General features: G+C 43.3%; 14 protein-coding genes. 2 read left to right on the top strand and 12 right to left on the bottom strand.

Annotated elements, in window-relative coordinates; translation table 11 throughout:
* Positions 1 to 34: 34 nt before the first annotated feature.
* The 4 genes from fusA to CIK80_RS09065 all read right to left on the bottom strand — a co-directional run bounded on the left by fusA (position 35) and on the right by CIK80_RS09065 (position 5197).
* Positions 35 to 2161, bottom strand: a complete 2127-nt coding sequence (fusA, locus tag CIK80_RS09080) for an elongation factor G (protein ID WP_062845509.1) — start codon at positions 2159 to 2161, stop codon at positions 35 to 37.
* Between the two features lie 356 nt (positions 2162 to 2517).
* Positions 2518 to 2991 carry a 30S ribosomal protein S7 gene (gene rpsG / locus CIK80_RS09075; protein WP_062845510.1) on the bottom strand — a complete coding sequence of 158 codons (474 nt, stop codon included), beginning with the start codon at positions 2989 to 2991 and terminating at the stop codon, positions 2518 to 2520.
* Positions 2992 to 3212: 221 nt separating this feature from the next.
* Positions 3213 to 3587, bottom strand: coding sequence for a 30S ribosomal protein S12 (gene rpsL, locus CIK80_RS09070; RefSeq protein WP_011281154.1), 375 nt, complete (start codon positions 3585 to 3587; stop codon positions 3213 to 3215).
* A gap of 428 nt (positions 3588 to 4015) precedes the next feature.
* Positions 4016 to 5197 carry a DNA-directed RNA polymerase I subunit RPA34 gene (locus tag CIK80_RS09065; RefSeq protein WP_095569747.1) on the bottom strand — a complete coding sequence of 394 codons (1182 nt, stop codon included), beginning with the start codon at positions 5195 to 5197 and terminating at the stop codon, positions 4016 to 4018.
* 610 nt (positions 5198 to 5807) lie between these two features.
* Here CIK80_RS09065 and CIK80_RS09060 point away from each other — a divergent pair.
* Both CIK80_RS09060 and CIK80_RS09055 read left to right on the top strand, forming a co-directional pair.
* Positions 5808 to 7043 (top strand): beta-ketoacyl-ACP synthase II, encoded by a 1236-nt coding sequence (locus tag CIK80_RS09060; RefSeq protein WP_095569746.1) that lies wholly within the window; start codon positions 5808 to 5810, stop codon positions 7041 to 7043.
* Between the two features lie 3 nt (positions 7044 to 7046).
* A complete protein-coding gene (locus tag CIK80_RS09055) occupies positions 7047 to 8801 on the top strand; it encodes an anthranilate synthase component I family protein (protein ID WP_095569745.1) in 1755 nt (584 codons plus the stop codon).
* Between the two features lie 134 nt (positions 8802 to 8935).
* Here CIK80_RS09055 and hisC read toward each other — a convergent pair whose 3' ends face one another.
* The 8 genes from hisC to CIK80_RS09015 all read right to left on the bottom strand — a co-directional run bounded on the left by hisC (position 8936) and on the right by CIK80_RS09015 (position 17101).
* Positions 8936 to 10069: a histidinol-phosphate transaminase gene (gene hisC, locus CIK80_RS09050; protein ID WP_095569744.1), complete on the bottom strand. Its 1134-nt coding sequence runs from the start codon at positions 10067 to 10069 to the stop codon at positions 8936 to 8938.
* Positions 10070 to 10141: 72 nt separating this feature from the next.
* Complete coding sequence (gene hisD, locus CIK80_RS09045) at positions 10142 to 11434, bottom strand: histidinol dehydrogenase (RefSeq protein WP_095569743.1); 1293 nt, start codon at positions 11432 to 11434, stop codon at positions 10142 to 10144.
* Positions 11435 to 11679: 245 nt separating this feature from the next.
* Positions 11680 to 12375 carry an ATP phosphoribosyltransferase gene (gene hisG / locus CIK80_RS09040; protein WP_062845516.1) on the bottom strand — a complete coding sequence of 232 codons (696 nt, stop codon included), beginning with the start codon at positions 12373 to 12375 and terminating at the stop codon, positions 11680 to 11682.
* A gap of 115 nt (positions 12376 to 12490) precedes the next feature.
* Positions 12491 to 13759 (bottom strand): UDP-N-acetylglucosamine 1-carboxyvinyltransferase, encoded by a 1269-nt coding sequence (murA, locus tag CIK80_RS09035; RefSeq protein ID WP_095569742.1) that lies wholly within the window; start codon positions 13757 to 13759, stop codon positions 12491 to 12493.
* A 105-nt stretch (positions 13760 to 13864) separates the two neighbouring features.
* Entirely contained in the window at positions 13865 to 14116 is a 252-nt protein-coding gene (locus CIK80_RS09030) for a BolA/IbaG family iron-sulfur metabolism protein (RefSeq protein ID WP_095569741.1), read from the bottom strand.
* 179 nt (positions 14117 to 14295) lie between these two features.
* Positions 14296 to 15237 carry an alpha/beta hydrolase gene (locus tag CIK80_RS09025; RefSeq protein ID WP_095569740.1) on the bottom strand — a complete coding sequence of 314 codons (942 nt, stop codon included), beginning with the start codon at positions 15235 to 15237 and terminating at the stop codon, positions 14296 to 14298.
* A 344-nt stretch (positions 15238 to 15581) separates the two neighbouring features.
* Complete coding sequence (locus CIK80_RS09020; protein ID WP_095569739.1) at positions 15582 to 16421, bottom strand: BON domain-containing protein; 840 nt, start codon at positions 16419 to 16421, stop codon at positions 15582 to 15584.
* 182 nt (positions 16422 to 16603) lie between these two features.
* Positions 16604 to 17101, bottom strand: coding sequence for a YraN family protein (locus tag CIK80_RS09015; RefSeq protein WP_095569738.1), 498 nt, complete (start codon positions 17099 to 17101; stop codon positions 16604 to 16606).
* Positions 17102 to 17184 lie beyond the last annotated feature (83 nt).

The following is a 17184-nucleotide window of genomic DNA, read 5'->3' as shown; positions in this document are numbered from 1 at the left end:
AGGCTCTACATTGTCAGATTCAATAGACGTTTATTTACTCGTCATCATCTTTAGAGTTGAACTTAGAGATGATTTCAGCAGCAACTGATTTTGGAATTTCAGCGTACTTTTGGAATTCCATTGAGTAAGTTGCACGGCCTTGTGACATAGAGCGCATTTGAGTGGCATAACCAAACATTTCCGCTAATGGTACTTCAGCACGAATCTGTTTAGTACCGCCAGGTAAATCTTCCATACCCTGTACCAAACCACGACGACGGTTAAGATCGCCCATGATATCGCCCATATAGTCTTCAGGCGTTTCAACTTCTACTTTCATTACTGGCTCAAGTAGCGCTGGATCCGCTGCCATGAAACCTTTTCTGAATGCCATAGAACCTGCCATTTTGAACGACAATTCATCAGAATCGACGTCATGGTAAGAACCATCATACAAAGTTGCTTTTACGCCAACCACTGGGTAACCAGCAAGTACGCCGTTTTTCATGCGCTCTTGGATACCTTTGTCAACAGCACCGTGGAATTCTTTTGGTACAGTACCACCAACAACTTCTTCAGCGAATTCGTATTCAGTTTCGCCCGCTGGATCAAGTGGCTCAAGACGTAACCAAACGTGACCGAATTTACCACGACCACCTGTTTGACGTACGAATTTGCCTTCTTGTTCAACAGTATTACGAATCGTTTCACGATAAGCAACCTGCGGCGCACCGATGTTGGCTTCAACGTTAAACTCACGCTTCATACGGTCAACTAGAATCTCTAGATGTAGCTCACCCATACCGCTGATGATTGTCTGACCAGATTCTTCGTCAGTATGTACACGGAACGATGGATCTTCTTTTGCCAAACGACCTAAAGCGATTGACATTCTTTCTTGGTCAGCTTTAGTCTTAGGTTCAACCGCTAGACTGATAACTGGATCTGGGAATTCCATACGCTCAAGAGTAATGACGTTGTTTTCATCACATAACGTATCACCAGTGGTCACATCTTTCATACCAACCAAAGCTGCGATATCACCAGTACGGATTTCTGCAAGCTCTTCTTGAGAGTTTGCCATCATCTGTACAATACGGCCAACACGCTCACGCTTCATTTTAACTGGGTTATAAACACTGCTACCCTGAGTCATTACACCAGAATAAACACGGACGAAGGTTAAGTTACCAACGAACTTGTCGTTCATGATTTTGAACGCTAGTGCTGAGAACGGTGCCTCATCTGACGCTTCACGAGTGCCTTCAGTTTCATCTTTGTCATCAAGGATACCGCGAATAGCCGGTACATCCATTGGTGCTGGAAGATACTGAATAACAGCATCTAGCATCTTTTGTACACCCTTGTTTTTAAAGGCAGTACCACAAAGAAGCGGGATGATTTCGTTATCAATTGTCAACTGACGAATAGCGCCATGGATCTGCTCTACAGTCAATTCACCGTTTTCTAGATACTCATTCATGAGATCTTCGTTTGCTTCAGCAGCGCTTTCTACAAGATATTCACGATACTCTTCCGCTTTTTCTTGTAATTCAGTTGGGATCTCACGCTCTTCATACTGCATACCTTGAGAGGCTTCATCCCAATAGATAGCTTTCATGGTAACTAGGTCAACAACGCCTTCGAAGTCATCTTCTTTCCCAATTGGGATAACCAACGGTACTGGCTTACCACCAAGACGGGTTTTGATCTGTTCGATAACACGATAGAAATCAGCACCAACGCGATCCATTTTGTTTACGAAAGCAAGACGTGGTACTTTGTATTTGTTCGCTTGACGCCATACAGTCTCAGACTGTGGCTGAACGCCGCCTACTGCACAGTAAACCATGCAAGCGCCATCAAGTACACGCATAGAACGTTCAACTTCGATCGTGAAGTCAACGTGACCTGGTGTGTCAATGATGTTGATGCGGTGTTCGTCGAACTGTTTTGCCATACCTGACCAAAAACAAGTGGTTGCCGCTGAGGTAATAGTAATACCGCGCTCTTGTTCTTGCTCCATCCAGTCCATGGTGGCTGCGCCATCATGTACTTCGCCAATTTTGTGGCTAACACCGGTATAAAATAAAACACGCTCAGTAGTGGTCGTCTTACCAGCATCAATATGCGCTGAGATACCAATATTGCGATAGCGTTTTAGGGGAGTTTTACGAGCCATAGTGTTTTCCTAGGAAAAGTCGTGTATATAATAATGTATTGTGTCTCTACCTCATACTCTATGACAAAGCGTTCAGCTTCGTAATATTACTTACTGATTATTGAGCCTAATATGGACAAAAAAAGAGCAAATACTAAGAATAGTGCGGTATCAAATTTGGGACGCTTTCTAATTAAAACAATACATTTTTAGAGAGGCATCTTGATAGATATCCGCCATCTCAGTTGCTAATAGATAAGTCCTACTCACAACTTTTTCAATGATGGCGGTAATCAATAGAATAAACAACAATGTAAGATTAATTGATATGAGTCAATAATCTCAGGCTACTATTAAACAGTGAGTATAAGAGTAGCTTAGAAACGGTAATGAGAGAATGCTTTGTTAGCATCTGCCATGCGATGAACTTCGTCACGCTTTTTCATAGCAGCGCCTTTACCTTCGGCAGCATCATTCAATTCGCCTGCTAAACGCAAAGCCATTGATTTTTCTGAACGCTTAGCAGCAGCTTCTGCCAACCAACGCATAGCCAAGGCAGTACGACGGGAGGGACGTACTTCCATTGGTACTTGGTAGGTTGCACCACCAACACGGCGAGCTTTTACTTCTACCATTGGGCGTACATTTTCAAGTACTTCTTCAAAGAAAGATACTGGATCTTCAACTTTGCGTTTTTCACTTACTGTTTCAAGTGCACCATAAACGATACGCTCAGCAGTAGATTTTTTACCATCACTCATTACATGGTTGATGAATTTTGCAACAGTTTGGCTACCAAACTTAGGATCCGGTAGGATCTCACGGGCAGCAACGACGCGACGTCTTGGCATAATAAATTTCCTTATCTTCAGGAGTGTCCAACATTCACAACTTTATATTTATCTATTAGACATAATAGAGAGTTGTCAGTTAGCCTTACTGCATGGTGGTATGTTTTAAGCATAAACAGCTGATATAACATTGTTGGTATATAAGTAGCTTTACTGCTAACACCGAACCCATGCACAGTTATTGGGTAGTACAAAAAAGCTTAGTTAATAACGTTTAGCTATTAAACTTTAGGCTTCTTAGCACCATACTTAGAACGACCTTGCTTACGGTCTTTTACGCCTGCGCAATCTAATGCACCACGAACGGTGTGATAACGTACACCTGGTAGATCTTTTACACGACCACCACGGATAAGAACAACACTGTGCTCTTGTAGGTTATGACCTTCGCCGCCGATGTAGCTTGATACTTCATAGCCTGAAGTCAAACGTACACGACATACTTTACGCATGGCTGAGTTAGGTTTTTTTGGTGTGGTAGTATATACACGAGTACATACACCGCGACGCTGTGGGCACGCTTCCAACGCAGGAACTTTTGACTTTTCCTTGATGGTTTTGCGACCTTTACGAATCAATTGGTTAGTTGTTGCCATAAGGCATCCTTCTCCCGTTTGGTATAAAACAAAAAAATGGGTTAATGCATCGTCCATCTGACAATAATGACAGACTTTAGAGCACCCATTTTTAGGACAGTGTATTATAAAGAGTTGTTGTTGCTAATTCAACCACTTATGCGTGATTGACCTTTACAACTTTTGATAGATATGCATTCCATCTACCTTTTCCTTACTGTATTTGCTCTGAGTAAACGATATATCAATAGAGATTCAGTAAATGGTAAGGTTATGAATGGTTTGAATACGACAGTCAGCATTGTAACTAGAGTAGTTCACAAAGACTAAATGGCGACATTACCTTGTTTTTCAAGAGCTATAAGATAACATCGCCCATATTAAAGTAAATAAGTTTTAATGCTGTTGCGCGATTAAGAGATAAGGCCCAATAAATAGAAGTGTCATGTTTACTTCTTTTGCTTATCGGCAGTTTTATCTGTCTTACTTACTTTTTTGCTATCAGCTGCGTCAGCTGACTCATCCTTCTTTTTACTGTCTTTACTTTCAGCATCCTTCTCGTCTGCCTTGTTGTCATTATCACTAGCATTGTTGTCTTCCACGCTCTGACTCTCAGCAGCCTTGGCTTCAGTATTTTGCTTTTCTTCTTTGCTAGAGAATTTACTGACCTCAGCCTCGCTCTTACTATCATCAGTAATAGCGCGGTTGGCAAGCTTTGCATCTGGTGCAAACGTTGCTTGCGCTACCCCAATGACCTCATCAATTAACTGGCTGTTATAACGTACACCTATCACAACTGCTGTAGCTGGTAGGAAACGGCGTATCCATGATAAGTTGATCTGATCCAAATCAATGCCTACTTGGCTAGCAATACTATCTATTTGTTGAGCATAAAAATTCACATTGTTGTTCTTCATACCTAAGTTTTTAAGCTCATTGTGTAAACCACTGCTTTGGGCATTATCTAGCAAGCCTTTACCGATACCGATACCAGCGAGCAATGCTTGCTTTTCTTGCATTTTGCTCAAGTCGGCGTTCGCAAGTAGCTCATAAGCCATTTTCACACCTTGCTTACCAGTCAATGGCTTATTGTAGACGGCCGCTAGCTGATAAACGGTACGTAGCGATACTAATAACAACCACAACGTATCGGCCAGTAAGCCTGGAAGTCCTGCCAAACCAGTCAAGCCACCGATGGCTGCTAAAGCACGGTTCTGATTGGCAATATCAGTGGCAAGTGCATAACGCTCTTCATCATCAAGATTGGCAATATTGGCAAAACGATGTTGATTGGGCAAATCAATTTGGCTCCAATGAGCGGCCAATTTCGCCACTTGAGCAAATGCCCCATCGACCGTCGATTGGAAAAAGCTATTCGGTACCACTTTTTTGGCATATTTGCCATAAGTCGCAAAACGAGTACCAAGTAATTGCTGAGTCGCTTTTAGTGTCTGTTCACGAAACAGATCTTGTTGATAGTCTTCATCGCCCAAGTCGACCGCTTTATATTGACGCGGTTTGCTGGTTTTAGCGTTCATGGTATCAATCATCGCGCCCACGCGCTCTAAATTGTTACGTGTGAAAGAACCAACGGTACTGATACCTTTAGATAAAGAAGTCTGCTTTGCCATCGTGTTGTCCTTAATATGATGATTATTTTTACTTTATTATTTAATAATGAGTTTGTGAAAACGATAAGTGTGCCATTCTAGCGAATCATTGCGGTCAATGTCAGTGCGAACAATGTTATTGCCCTCACCAATTTTGTATCTAAAAGTATAACTTCCTTTATGGTTTTCACCATTGATGAATTACTTTTTTCAATTTACTTAGCGCAAAACTACACTTGCTTTAAGGATATAATGATACTGACAAGATGAATAACTGGCTGACACTGCCTGTCATTAGTTACTTTTTCAAAAGCATGCAATAGTAGCTGCTATTTTGTCATTATTTTGCACTTGCGCAAAGATTTTGTATGCTTGATACGTTATCATACGCCATCAGCTATAGCCTGATTGCAACGTCATTTGTATGAAGCCATCGTCAATACAATGTTTTATGATGACAGCAGTCAAAGTTATAAGCAGTTAAAGCTATGAAAGAAGCATTTAATACTCAAGCAGCCTCTTTTAACATCTTATATAAGAGAGGCGCATTTGTGATATTAAATGAAAAGTAGATCTTTAAAAACGATTATCAATAGTGATGAAGAAAATCATTACTCATAAGGAATAAAATATGCGCCGCGTTGTTATTACTGGGGCAGGGATTGTCTCTTGTATCGGACATGATTTGGCCACTGTTACTGCTGCTCTGAAACAAGGACAGTCTGGCATTACTTTCAATCCATCTTATGCTGAGCATGAGTTTAAATCACACGTTAGCGGTAGTATCGATCAATCGATGCTTGATACAAGCGGTATTGATCGTAAATTAAAACGGTTTTTTAGTGATGCCAGTCTCTATGCTTATGTCAGCGCCTTGAACGCGATTGAGCATTCAGGTTTATCGCTTGAGACTATTAATAGTAACCCACGTGTGGGTTTGGTAGCGAGCTCGGGCGGCGCATCGACAGAAAATATCGTTAATGCTGTAGATGCAATGCGCGAAAAAGGCCTTCGCGGTGTCGGCGCCATGGCTGTGCCAAAAACGATGGGCAGCTCGGTATCAGCAGCACTGGCAACTGGTTTAAAAATCCAAGGGGTTTCTTACTCTCTCGCTTCTGCTTGCGCAACATCGACCCATTGTATCGGTCATGCTGCTGAGCTGATTCAGCTAGGCAAAGCCGACGTGGTATTGGCGGGCGGTAGTGAGTCTGAGCATTGGACGCAGTCTTGCATGTTTGATGCCATGGGTGCGGTAAGCACTCAATATAATGACACGCCAACGCTCGCATCAAGAGCTTATGACAAAGATCGCGATGGTTTTGTGATTGCTGCTGGCGGTGCCATGGTTGTTGTAGAAAGCCTTGAACATGCTCAAGCTCGCGGTGCTAACATTTTGGCCGAAATCGTTGGTTATGGTGCTAGCTCTGATGGTGCAGAAATGGTTGCCCCAAGTGGTGAAGGCGCGGTTCGTTGTATGCAGCAAGCGTTAGCTGAAGCAGGGTTAGAGAGTGTTGACTATATCAACAGTCATGGCACCAGTACTCCTCTTGGTGATATCACTGAGCTTAAAGCGATTGCCAAAGTGTTTGGAGATGATGCCAGTAAAGTACCGCCTATCAGCTCAACCAAATCGATGACCGGTCACAGCTTGGGTGCGGTTGGTGCGCAAGAATTGATCTATTGCTTATTGATGCTACAAGACGGCTTTATTGCCCCGAGTATCAACGTTGAACAATTGGATCCTGCAGCAGAAGGCTTTGATATTGTCACTCAAATGCGTGAAACCAATCTTGAAACACTAATGAGTAATAGCTTTGGCTTTGGCGGCACGAATGCAACCTTGATCATTAAAAAGTTTGATGCTTAAAAGATGCCTGTAGAAAATCACAATACCACTGAGCAGACAGATTCTGCCCCATCGCCAGCTACCATTCGTAGCTGGCGTTTTGGTGATCTGCCTGCTGCTGAACTGATACCGCAACTACAAAAGCATTTGTTGGCACAAAATAGCGAGGCGCTCTGGCAGCTGGTTTGGCTAGACAATGATGGTCAGCCAGTCATTGGGTTGTTACCGAAAACAAGCTGGGTGGTCACCCCCAATTTTAAAACCCTATCTGACCCGTTGTCTGTCAATTATCAAGTGACGAAACATTGCCGCGATGTTTGTATCAATATTAATGATAACGCTGCTGATAGCGCTGCGATCAAAACTACTCAAATGAGCTATACTAAATGGCAGGATGAATTGATTGCCTACAGTCAAACCTATGAGAGCCTTAGCACTGATATAAAACCATCAGGTACCGTCAATCAAAAGCCAAATTATCATCATGGTCTGATAGGTTTTATTGGTTATGACATTGCTGCTCATGCATTGAGCCCAGTTACTGCTATACAATTGGCAGCGCAACCTTCTGCGGTATTGGGACATTATGATATTTATCTAATGCCAGCCACACAAGATGTTGCATCGGCTTGGACATTAACTGTCCAGCAAACGGACGATACTTCTGATATAAGTGATGAGCGTCAGCATAAAAATATGCTTGTGACAGCCCTTACCTCTTATTTGGATGCTTTTGATAAAACATTGTCTGACTCTAATCATTATATGGATCAAGCAACGCCTAAAATAGCCTTACAGCCTGCGCCTTTGGTCTTAAAGGCACAATGGGTTAAGCCCGATTATCAAATGGCGTTTGACCAAACCCAAGACTATCTGCAACAAGGCGACTGCTACCAAATCAATCTTACTCAAGCATGGCAAGGTAGCCTTACCTATCAGGATAACTCTCGCCAATCTCTATCAAGTCTTATTAATTACTTACCCAATCTTCACCATAATACTCAAGCACCGTTTGCTGGTTATTTAACCGTTCAATATGGCGATATAACTCATGCCGACAAAGACATTAATAGTCCGTTGCCAAATTCTATAAACCAGAAAAACACTTTTGAATTATTAAGCTGTTCACCAGAGCTGTTTTTTACGTTTATCAAAGACCGCAAAACGGGAAAACATCATATACGCACCAAGCCTATCAAAGGAACGACGCCTCGAGGCATCACCCCTGAACAAGACGATGCTTATAAACAGCAACTGATCAATAGTGAAAAAGACCGTGCTGAAAATGTCATGATTGTTGACTTGTTGCGTAATGATTTGGGCAAGTATGCCAAGATCGGTAGTGTAAAAGTGCCACAGCTATTTGCCATAGAAAGCTTTAGCAATGTCCATCATATGGTCAGCACCATCACCGCAGAGCTTAAAGCAGATACTCATCCATTGGCGGTATTATTTGGTAGCTTGCCTGCTGGCTCCATCACAGGCACGCCCAAAAAACGGTCGGTTGAAATTATCTCTGAGCTAGAGAATGCTCCACGCGGCGCTTACTGTGGCACCATGGGTTATATGAATTTTGATGGCAGTGGTCAATGGAATGTCTTGATTCGTACCGTTCAAGCCAACCATTCATTCGCTAATGACACAGAGCAACAAGGACATGTCAGTTTGTGGGCAGGTGGCGGTATCACGGTGGCTTCTGATTGTGAGGCTGAGTATCAAGAATGTTTGGATAAAGTGGGTAACTTGCTTTCTATACTCGCTCAAAAAAATAGCCACTAATAAATCTAAAACTTGCATAAAAAAGCAACTCAAAAATAAAGCCTGCGCAATAAAAATTGGCAGGCTGTATCATTGGTAAAGATTAACGTCACGTGTGCTATTGAGCTATCCGCTGTTAACCGTTAGACCAAACACTAGATAGTAGCAACTTCAGCATCCGCTTGTAATGCTTTTAAAGCGTCGATCAGACGCTGATTCTGTTCTGCTGTTCCAACTGTAATGCGCAAGTATTCATTGATACGCGGCTTATTAAAATGACGTATGATAATGCCTTGCTCACGTAAAGCACTGGCCACTGCACTGGCATTGCCTTCTTTTGGACGAGCAAAAACGAAATTGGCATGGGATGGCAACACGTTATAATCTAGTGCCGTCAATTCAGCCGTTAGTGACTGGCGCAAATCGATGACTTGCTGACGCATTTGTTCAAAATAGTCAGCATCCAAGACACTGGCGGTAGCACCAGCTTGTGCCAATTTATCTAAAGGAAAACTATTAAAGCTATTTTTCATGCGCGTCAATGCTTCAATCAATGAGGCATTACCAAAGGCCATGCCTACGCGTAAGCCTGCAAGTGACCGTGACTTTGAAAAAGTTTGGGTGACAAGAATATTGTCATACTCATTAATAAGACTCACAGCTGATACCTGAGCATCGACATCACCTTCCTTTATCTGAGCAAAATCAATATAAGCCTCATCAATCACGATTACGGCATTTGTGTGCTCGCTAGCAAGCTTGCGAATATCGGCGAGCGATAACAGTAGACCCGTGGGTGCATTGGGATTAGCGATGATAATGCCACTGCACGGTTGGCGATACGCATCTGGGTCAATACTGAAATCTTCTTCCAAGGCAATTTGCACCAAATCCACACCAAAAGTCTGTGCATACACAGGATAAAAGCTATAGCTGATATCAGGTGCCAATATAGGTCGCTCTTTTAAGAAAAAGCTTGCAAACACTAATGCCAAGACTTCGTCAGAGCCATTGCCGACGAATACTTGATTGGTATCAAGATGGTACGTTTTTGCCAAGGCGCTACGTAAATCATCAGACTCTGGCGCTGGATATAAACGCAAGTCGCTTGCTTGCTGCTCCAAAACTTTGGCGATTGCCTTCCCTACTTTTGGTGAAGGCGGAAACGGGTTTTCATTGGTGTTTAATTTGCATAAATTGTCATGTTGCGGCTGCTCACCTGGAACATAAGGTGACAAGTTACGTGCTTTAGATGACCAAAGTCTGGTGTCTATCTTTAACTCACTCATAAGTTATCCTACTATTCGCCACAAAAACGATTAAATATCAAAAGTAATTTTTAACATGCTTAGCTTATATTATTAAGAACGATAACGCGCCGAGCGAGCATGGGCTTCCAAATCTTCGCGCTGGGCTAAAATATCTGCTGTCTTCGCTAACGGCTTACTCCCCGCTTCACTACAATAAATAAGAGAAGATTTTTTTTGAAAATCATAAACACCTAAAGGAGAAGAAAAACGCGCGGTACCTGATGTGGGTAACACATGGTTCGGCCCTGCGCAGTAATCGCCAATCGCTTCTGGCGTGTGACGACCCATAAAGATAGCACCTGCATGGCGGATATCATGAAGTAGCGCATCCGGTTCGTCCACAGACAATTCCAAGTGCTCAGGCGCAACGCGATTAATCACTGCCATGCCCTCTGTCCGATCTTTGACCAAAATAAGTGCGCCACGGTTTTGTAAAGAGTCACGGGCAATATCTGCTTTTGGCAATTCAGCCAACGCTTTTTCTATCTCAGTTGCAACTGCTTTTAATTGCGCTTCGCTGGTGGTGACAAAGATGGCTTGTGCAATACGGTCATGTTCAGCCTGTGACAATAAATCCATGGCCAGCCAATCAGCGCGATCTTGCGTTTCGCCCTCTGCATAAACCAATACCTCAGACGGCCCTGCAATCATATCGATACCGACTTGACCGAACACAGCACGTTTGGCTGCCGCCACATACTTGTTGCCAGGCCCTGTAATTTTGTCCACGGCTGGAATCGTCTCTGTCCCATAAGCTAATGCGGCAACGGCTTGGGCACCGCCAATGGTGAAGACGCGATCAACTTGCGCTAAATGAGCGGCGGCCAATACCAAGGGATTTAAAATGCCTTTGGGCGCAGGCACCACCATGATGACCTCGGCGACGCCAGCCACCTTGGCAGGAATGGCATTCATAAGAACTGATGAGGGATAAGAAGCGAGACCACCCGGCACATAAATACCCACGCGATCAAGCGGCGTGACTTTTTGACCCAATCGATTGCCCAGCTCGTCCTCATACTGCCAAGTTTCTTGTACTTGACGTTCATGAAAAGTCTGTACCCGCGTTGCCGCTGTCGTCAGCGCCGTTTTGACTTCCTCATCAAGGTTGGCAAAAGCATCGGCCAGTGACTCTTTGGACAGCTCCAATTCTTGAATGGTAGTTGCTGGATGCTGATCGAACTGCTGAGTCAATGCCAATAATACGCTGTCTCCATCATGGCGCACTTGGGCAATGATATCATCAACCGTTTTTAATAAATCGGCATCATTGACCGTTTCAAAAGCAAGCAGTTGTGTCAGTTGACTGTCAAAATCGGCGTCTTGAGTACTGAGTTGGCGCATGACTGAATCCTGTGTTTGAGCCTATTATATGACTATAAAAAATGAAATTTCAGGAAAAAATAGAAAGTAATAAGGGCGATTTACCCATGTATTTATTATGATCTGACTCTGATTATACTGAGCTTTTATTTTCAGGCAAGTAAATACAACAAAACCAGTTTAGCACGCTATGTCTACCATAGAACGCCAAACTGGTTTAAAAATTTGTATAACAACGCTTTGTATTATCAATGGTTACCACTGACTCATGAAGCGTTAGCAATACTGTTTTTAAAGCTATCTAAAATTGGTTCAAGCAACGCAAATTTACGCTTATAACTGACTTGATTGACGATCAGGCGTGAAGAGACATCGCAGATATGGTCTCGTGCTTCAAGACCGTTCGCGCGCAACGTATTGCCAGTGTCAACCACATCGACAATTAAATCACCTAAGCCAACTAATGGCGCAAGCTCCATAGAGCCATAAAGCTTAATCACATCCACTTGCTGACCTTGGCTCGCAAAATACGCGCGTGCCACATTGACGTATTTGGTGGCAATACGCAAACGACGGTTGGGCAATGGCGCATCTTTGACACCAGCGGTCATCAGCTTACATTGAGCAATCTGCAAATCTAATAACTCATAAACATGATTGGCACCATGCTCTAGCAATACATCTTTACCTGCCACACCAAAATCAGCCGCCCCATGCTCTACATAAGTGGGCACATCACTTGCACGTAAAATCAATACACGCACATTGGGATTGGAGGTCGGAAAGATAAGTTTGCGCGAGGCCTCAGGGTCTTCTAGCAAATCAACGCCAGCCGCACGTAGCAGTGGCATCGTCTCTTCTAAAATACGGCCTTTAGATAAGGCCAACGTTAACCCAGAAAACGTATCATTTACTTCGTTTAATAAACCACTGGCAGGTATTGGTTTTGTTGCTTCAGTCATAATGGCATCGTGTCCATATATAGTGATTGTCCCCGCTGACCGAGGACTGCTAATTTTTTAATGATAAAAACATATAGTGGCAATAAATATCAAATGCCTAATCGATTTATAAATATTAATCGTTAGTGTTGATACGTTTGATGTTCACACCAAGACCACGTAATTTATTTTCAACATCTTCATAACCACGATCAATGTGATAGATACGGTCAATTAAGCTATCACCTTCAGCCGTCGCTGCTGCCATGACCAATGACATCGATGCACGCAAATCGGTTGCCATAACAGGTGCTGCGGTAAAGTTCTCAACCCCTCTGATCACTGCCGTATGACCATCAACTTGGATAGACGCACCCAAACGGTTAAGCTCTGGAACATGCATATAGCGATTTTCAAAGATATTTTCGATAATCGTACTAGTGCCATCAGCCAAGCAGCAAATTGCCATCAGCTGTGCTTGCATATCTGTTGGAAAACCTGGATGCGGGCGAGTACGGATATCAACAGGTTTTGGACGTCCTGTCATCTGCGCACGAATCCAATCATCACCTGTCGTAATCACAGCACCCATGGCTTCAAACTTTTCAAGTACTGGATGCAATAAAGACGCTGTGGTCTTTTTGGTCAATACATCACCGCGAGTCATTAACGCGCCGGCAAGGTAAGACCCAGTTTCGATACGATCTGGCACCACCGAATACTCACAACCATGAAGACGTTCAACCCCTTCGATAGTCATGGTAGCGGTACCAATACCACTTATTTTGGCACCCATCGCAACCAGCATATTGGCCAAATCAACCACTTCTGGCTCAAGGGCACAGTTACCTAACACTGTCGTACCTTTGGCAAGGGCAGCCGCCATGATTACGTTTTCAGTACCACCAACCGTCACCATATCAAATGAGAAATGACAGCCGATTAGTTTGCCGCCTTTTGGTGCTTGCGCTTTGACGTAACCATTTTCTACGCTAATTTCAGCGCCCATCGCCTCAAACGCTTTTAAATGTTGGTCAACAGGACGTGAACCAATTGCACAGCCACCTGGTAGTGACACTTCAGCCTCACCAAAACGTGCCAGCAATGGTCCTAACACTAAAATCGAGGCACGCATGGTCTTGACTAAGTCGTATGGCGCATAGAAATTATCGATATTTTTGGTATCACAAGTGACCGTATCGCCCTGCTTTTGGATGTTAATACCCATACCACCAATCAATTCAATCAATGTTCGCACATCTTGCAGCGATGGTACATTATGTAACGTCGTTGGGGTCTCAGCCAATATCATGGCTGCAAGCAATGGCAATGCAGCATTTTTGGCGCCTGAAATAGTAACTTCCCCTGCGATACGACTACTACCAGTGATTAAAAATTGATCCATAGAAATGACAACCTAGCGATGAGTATAACAATAATGAAAAACAAACCCTTTATGACCAACTACCTAAATAGCTGATCTAAAAAGTTTGAAACGATAAGTGGCGATTTAGCCTTTTGATTGAACATCCCACTCTGCAGGGGTTAATGCTTGGATATTGAGTGCGTGAATATCGCCACTCGCAATTTTATCGTTGACCAATGCATAAACCGCTTGCTGACGCTGTACGGTACGTTTGCCTTCAAAACTGGCATCAACCACGCGTACATCAAACTTATTACCTTGGTTGGCAGCCTGAATAAAAGCGTCTGGGAAATGAGTTTGTAAAAATGCAATCAGATCGTCAGCGTTCATGCTCATAGAATATTCTGCCTTAAATTAGAATAGAGTGTAGATTTAGAATAGTCGCCATTATAACAAGAGTTTGCGTATCTTACAGTACTGTCTTGTGCAGCGATATAGGTAGTAACAGTCGCGTGTAAGGCCAGCAAAATTTCCGTTACTGATATTTAGGTAAGCCACTTAATAGGAATTGACTATTACAGCCTCTTATCCAAATACGCTAACACCTGCGCTCGCACATCATTAACCCAGCGTAATGGCGGCGCCATCGCACCGATACTGGTGGCATGACTTGCTCCTTTGATTACGCCATTATCGACTGTGACGCCAGCTGCTTTTAGTGCTTCCGTCATTTTAATGGCATTGGTATCGTAAACAACTTTGTCTTTTTCAGCCGTTAGCAACAAATACGGTGGCTGCTTACCTTTAATTTGACGATCTGGCATTACCTGATCTGGTGTTGCGTTAGGGCCAAAGGCGGTTGCACTATCAAATTTACGGAAGTCATAACTATAAGGGCCAGCAATTCCAATCACAGCGCTAATATCTGTGGGCTTCATGCCGTATGGTGCTAAAAAATCCTCATTGGCAATGGCGGCGACAGCATTGAAGGCGCCTGCTGAATGCCCTATTACTGCCAACCGATCAGGATCTGCATAAAAGCTATTGGCATTGTTATGGCTCCATGCAATTGCCTGAGCAGTGTCTTTCACATAATCAGGGTACACATGGCTAGGCGCTTTACGGTAATTGATGACAGCCGTAACATAACCTGCTTGCGCCAAACTCTGTCCAACAAACGCATATTCTTCTTTGCTACCATTTTCCCACGAGCCGCCATGGACGAAAACCACCATTGGATAAGTCTGAGTAATGGCACTTTCCGCTTTCATTGCTTGCGCCAACGGTTTCGGATAATAGATATCCAAATCCTGTAAGGGTTCATCACCATACAAGATGTCTTTACTTACCCCAACACCACCATTGGTCGTGATACCGTTGACAACAGCAAGTGCCGATAAAGCTTGGGCTTGCTGCGTTGCTAAAACAACGCCGCCTATCGCGAACGCCGCTGTAATACCAGCCTTTGTGATTGTACGCGTTTTAATCTTTGATGTAATTTCATTTACGCCATTCATAACCAGTGTTCCCATTATATGTATGTAACTGATGATTAGCAGAGCGATGGTCACGTATTATTTTGTTCTATTTGGTTCGGACCATATCATCTACTTTTACCATACGTATTTTACGTTCTGACTGACGTTTTATCGTGTTTTTACTGTTATCCGTGTTTAGTCTTATTGTCAGTAAAAGATTGATAATACTGATTAAAAAACCTCTCAAAAACAATATTGCTCTAGATCTGATAACAAACAACAGGGTAACAAATGAGGTGGCAATAAATCAAAAAACCGTCATGGCCGATTTTGACATCATGACAGTTTTGTATCAATGACCCATTTTCGCCAGTGACTGGATTTTATTGATTCTGATAAAGGTCGATATATTCGCTTGATGACGACTGATCGACTCTCGCCCCTTCCTCTGTAACAATGATTGGCGTTGCAGTGATTGCAGTGCTCGTGGTTTCTGGCACGGCACTATTATCCACATTCGATACAGCCGATCTTTCTGCCACTGGTGCAGGATTGGCCAAATTGTCTTCATACATAATATCGTCTTCGCTTATCTTGACTCCTCTATCATCCACGACCGTTGTCAATAGTACCAACTCCGTTACACCAACCGTACTATTGGCAATATCAATCAAGTGGCTTTGCTGAGTGGGTGTCACACGCCCCATAATATAAACCACACCAGCGTTGGTTACCGCTTTAACTTGGGAGGCTTTCACGCCATCGCTGGAGGCCACTTTTGCCATTAATTTTGAGGTAATATAACCATCGTGGACTGTTGAGCTGTAACCTTTTGAGGCACTAACGTCCAACTCATTATAAACACGGCGTACATCTGGCATGGAGCTGACGACTTTTTCTACTTCTTCTTTGATCGCCTGAGTGGGTACTTCACCTGTTAATAATACCTCACTATTGAAGCTATCAATGCCCATGCGACTGGTTTGCTGTAGATCTTCTTTTAGACCGTACACATTGATTTTGACCGTATGTTCGATACTACGATCTAGCAGACGCTGCGGTATGGTACGCTCCGTCATCGGTACACCATACGTACCTTCAGTACTGTTGGTTAGATAGTTGGTGGTACAGCCAGTACTAATCACAGTAGCCACTAGCATAACGCCTATCGCAGTACGACGTGATGAACCAAAAATAGCAGGGCGCAAATGCATCCGTCTCATGATTTACCTCTTAGAGCAGGGTTGTGAGAATTGTAGAGAATCAATTAAGCGAGTAAGAACTCACTTATCGCGTTAACTCAGCTACTTTACTGAATTTTTATTCATGGCGGTTAGGTTTTTAGTAACGGTGACTGACGGTCAGGCCGATTTTATCTTTTAAAAAAAGTGATAGTACTCCCCTATCACCATGCGCTTGCGACAAAAGCCCCTTGCAGCCACTCAGGTTGACTGTCCACCAATTGTCCTTTGGACGACATTTTACTCGACGTATTATAAGCAATTACATCAAACCGGCAGTCATACTGCGCATACTCGGGATGCTGCTGCAAAAAATATTTGGCCGTTTTAATCACTTTGCGCTGTTTGCTGGCAGTGATACTGAGCGCGGCATCACCAAAACCTGAACGTTTACGCTGGCGCACTTCAATGAATACCACTGTGGACCATGTAGGGCCTGTCTCAAGCATCACCAAGTCTAATTCGCCCACTTTTGGCTGTTGCCAATTTTGGGCAATCAAGCACAGCCCTTGCGCCTGCAAAAACGCACACGCCTGCTGTTCAAACTGACCACCTTGACGTTGTTTTGGTGACGTTAAAATCAAGGTGCTACAGGAGGTCTTGTGGTTTGCCATAATGGTTGTGGGTCTAATCAACATTTCAGAATTATCATAGCACAACATGCTAAACTAACCACTTTTGCGCCATCTGTATCTACTTACGTTAGCCATGACTATTATATTATTTGCTCATTCATTATTTTATT

The sequence above is a fragment of the Psychrobacter sp. JB193 genome (assembly GCF_002285555.1).
Lineage (GTDB): Bacteria > Pseudomonadota > Gammaproteobacteria > Pseudomonadales > Moraxellaceae > Psychrobacter > Psychrobacter alimentarius.
This window is presented reverse-complemented; position numbering and strand designations above follow the sequence as displayed.

Bases quoted from the DNA above. Each gene is read 5' to 3' on its own strand.
- hisC (WP_095569744.1), bottom strand. From the start codon at position 10,069: ATGAGTGAGTTAAAGATAGACACCAGACTTTGGTCATCTAAAGCACGT.
- CIK80_RS09020 (WP_095569739.1), bottom strand. From the start codon at position 16,421: ATGAGACGGATGCATTTGCGCCCTGCTATTTTTGGTTCATCACGTCGT.
- CIK80_RS09060 (WP_095569746.1), top strand. From the start codon at position 5,808: ATGCGCCGCGTTGTTATTACTGGGGCAGGGATTGTCTCTTGTATCGGA.
- CIK80_RS09055 (WP_095569745.1), top strand. From the start codon at position 7,047: ATGCCTGTAGAAAATCACAATACCACTGAGCAGACAGATTCTGCCCCA.
- CIK80_RS09065 (WP_095569747.1), bottom strand. From the start codon at position 5,197: ATGGCAAAGCAGACTTCTTTATCTAAAGGTATCAGTACCGTTGGTTCT.
- rpsG (WP_062845510.1), bottom strand. From the start codon at position 2,991: ATGCCAAGACGTCGCGTCGTTGCTGCCCGTGAGATCCTACCGGATCCT.
- CIK80_RS09015 (WP_095569738.1), bottom strand. From the start codon at position 17,101: ATGTTGTGCTATGATAATTCTGAAATGTTGATTAGACCCACAACCATT.
- rpsL (WP_011281154.1), bottom strand. From the start codon at position 3,587: ATGGCAACAACTAACCAATTGATTCGTAAAGGTCGCAAAACCATCAAG.
- murA (WP_095569742.1), bottom strand. From the start codon at position 13,759: ATGGATCAATTTTTAATCACTGGTAGTAGTCGTATCGCAGGGGAAGTT.
- hisD (WP_095569743.1), bottom strand. From the start codon at position 11,434: ATGCGCCAACTCAGTACTCAAGACGCCGATTTTGACAGTCAACTGACA.
- CIK80_RS09025 (WP_095569740.1), bottom strand. From the start codon at position 15,237: ATGAATGGCGTAAATGAAATTACATCAAAGATTAAAACGCGTACAATC.
- hisG (WP_062845516.1), bottom strand. From the start codon at position 12,375: ATGACTGAAGCAACAAAACCAATACCTGCCAGTGGTTTATTAAACGAA.
- CIK80_RS09030 (WP_095569741.1), bottom strand. From the start codon at position 14,116: ATGAGCATGAACGCTGACGATCTGATTGCATTTTTACAAACTCATTTC.
- fusA (WP_062845509.1), bottom strand. From the start codon at position 2,161: ATGGCTCGTAAAACTCCCCTAAAACGCTATCGCAATATTGGTATCTCA.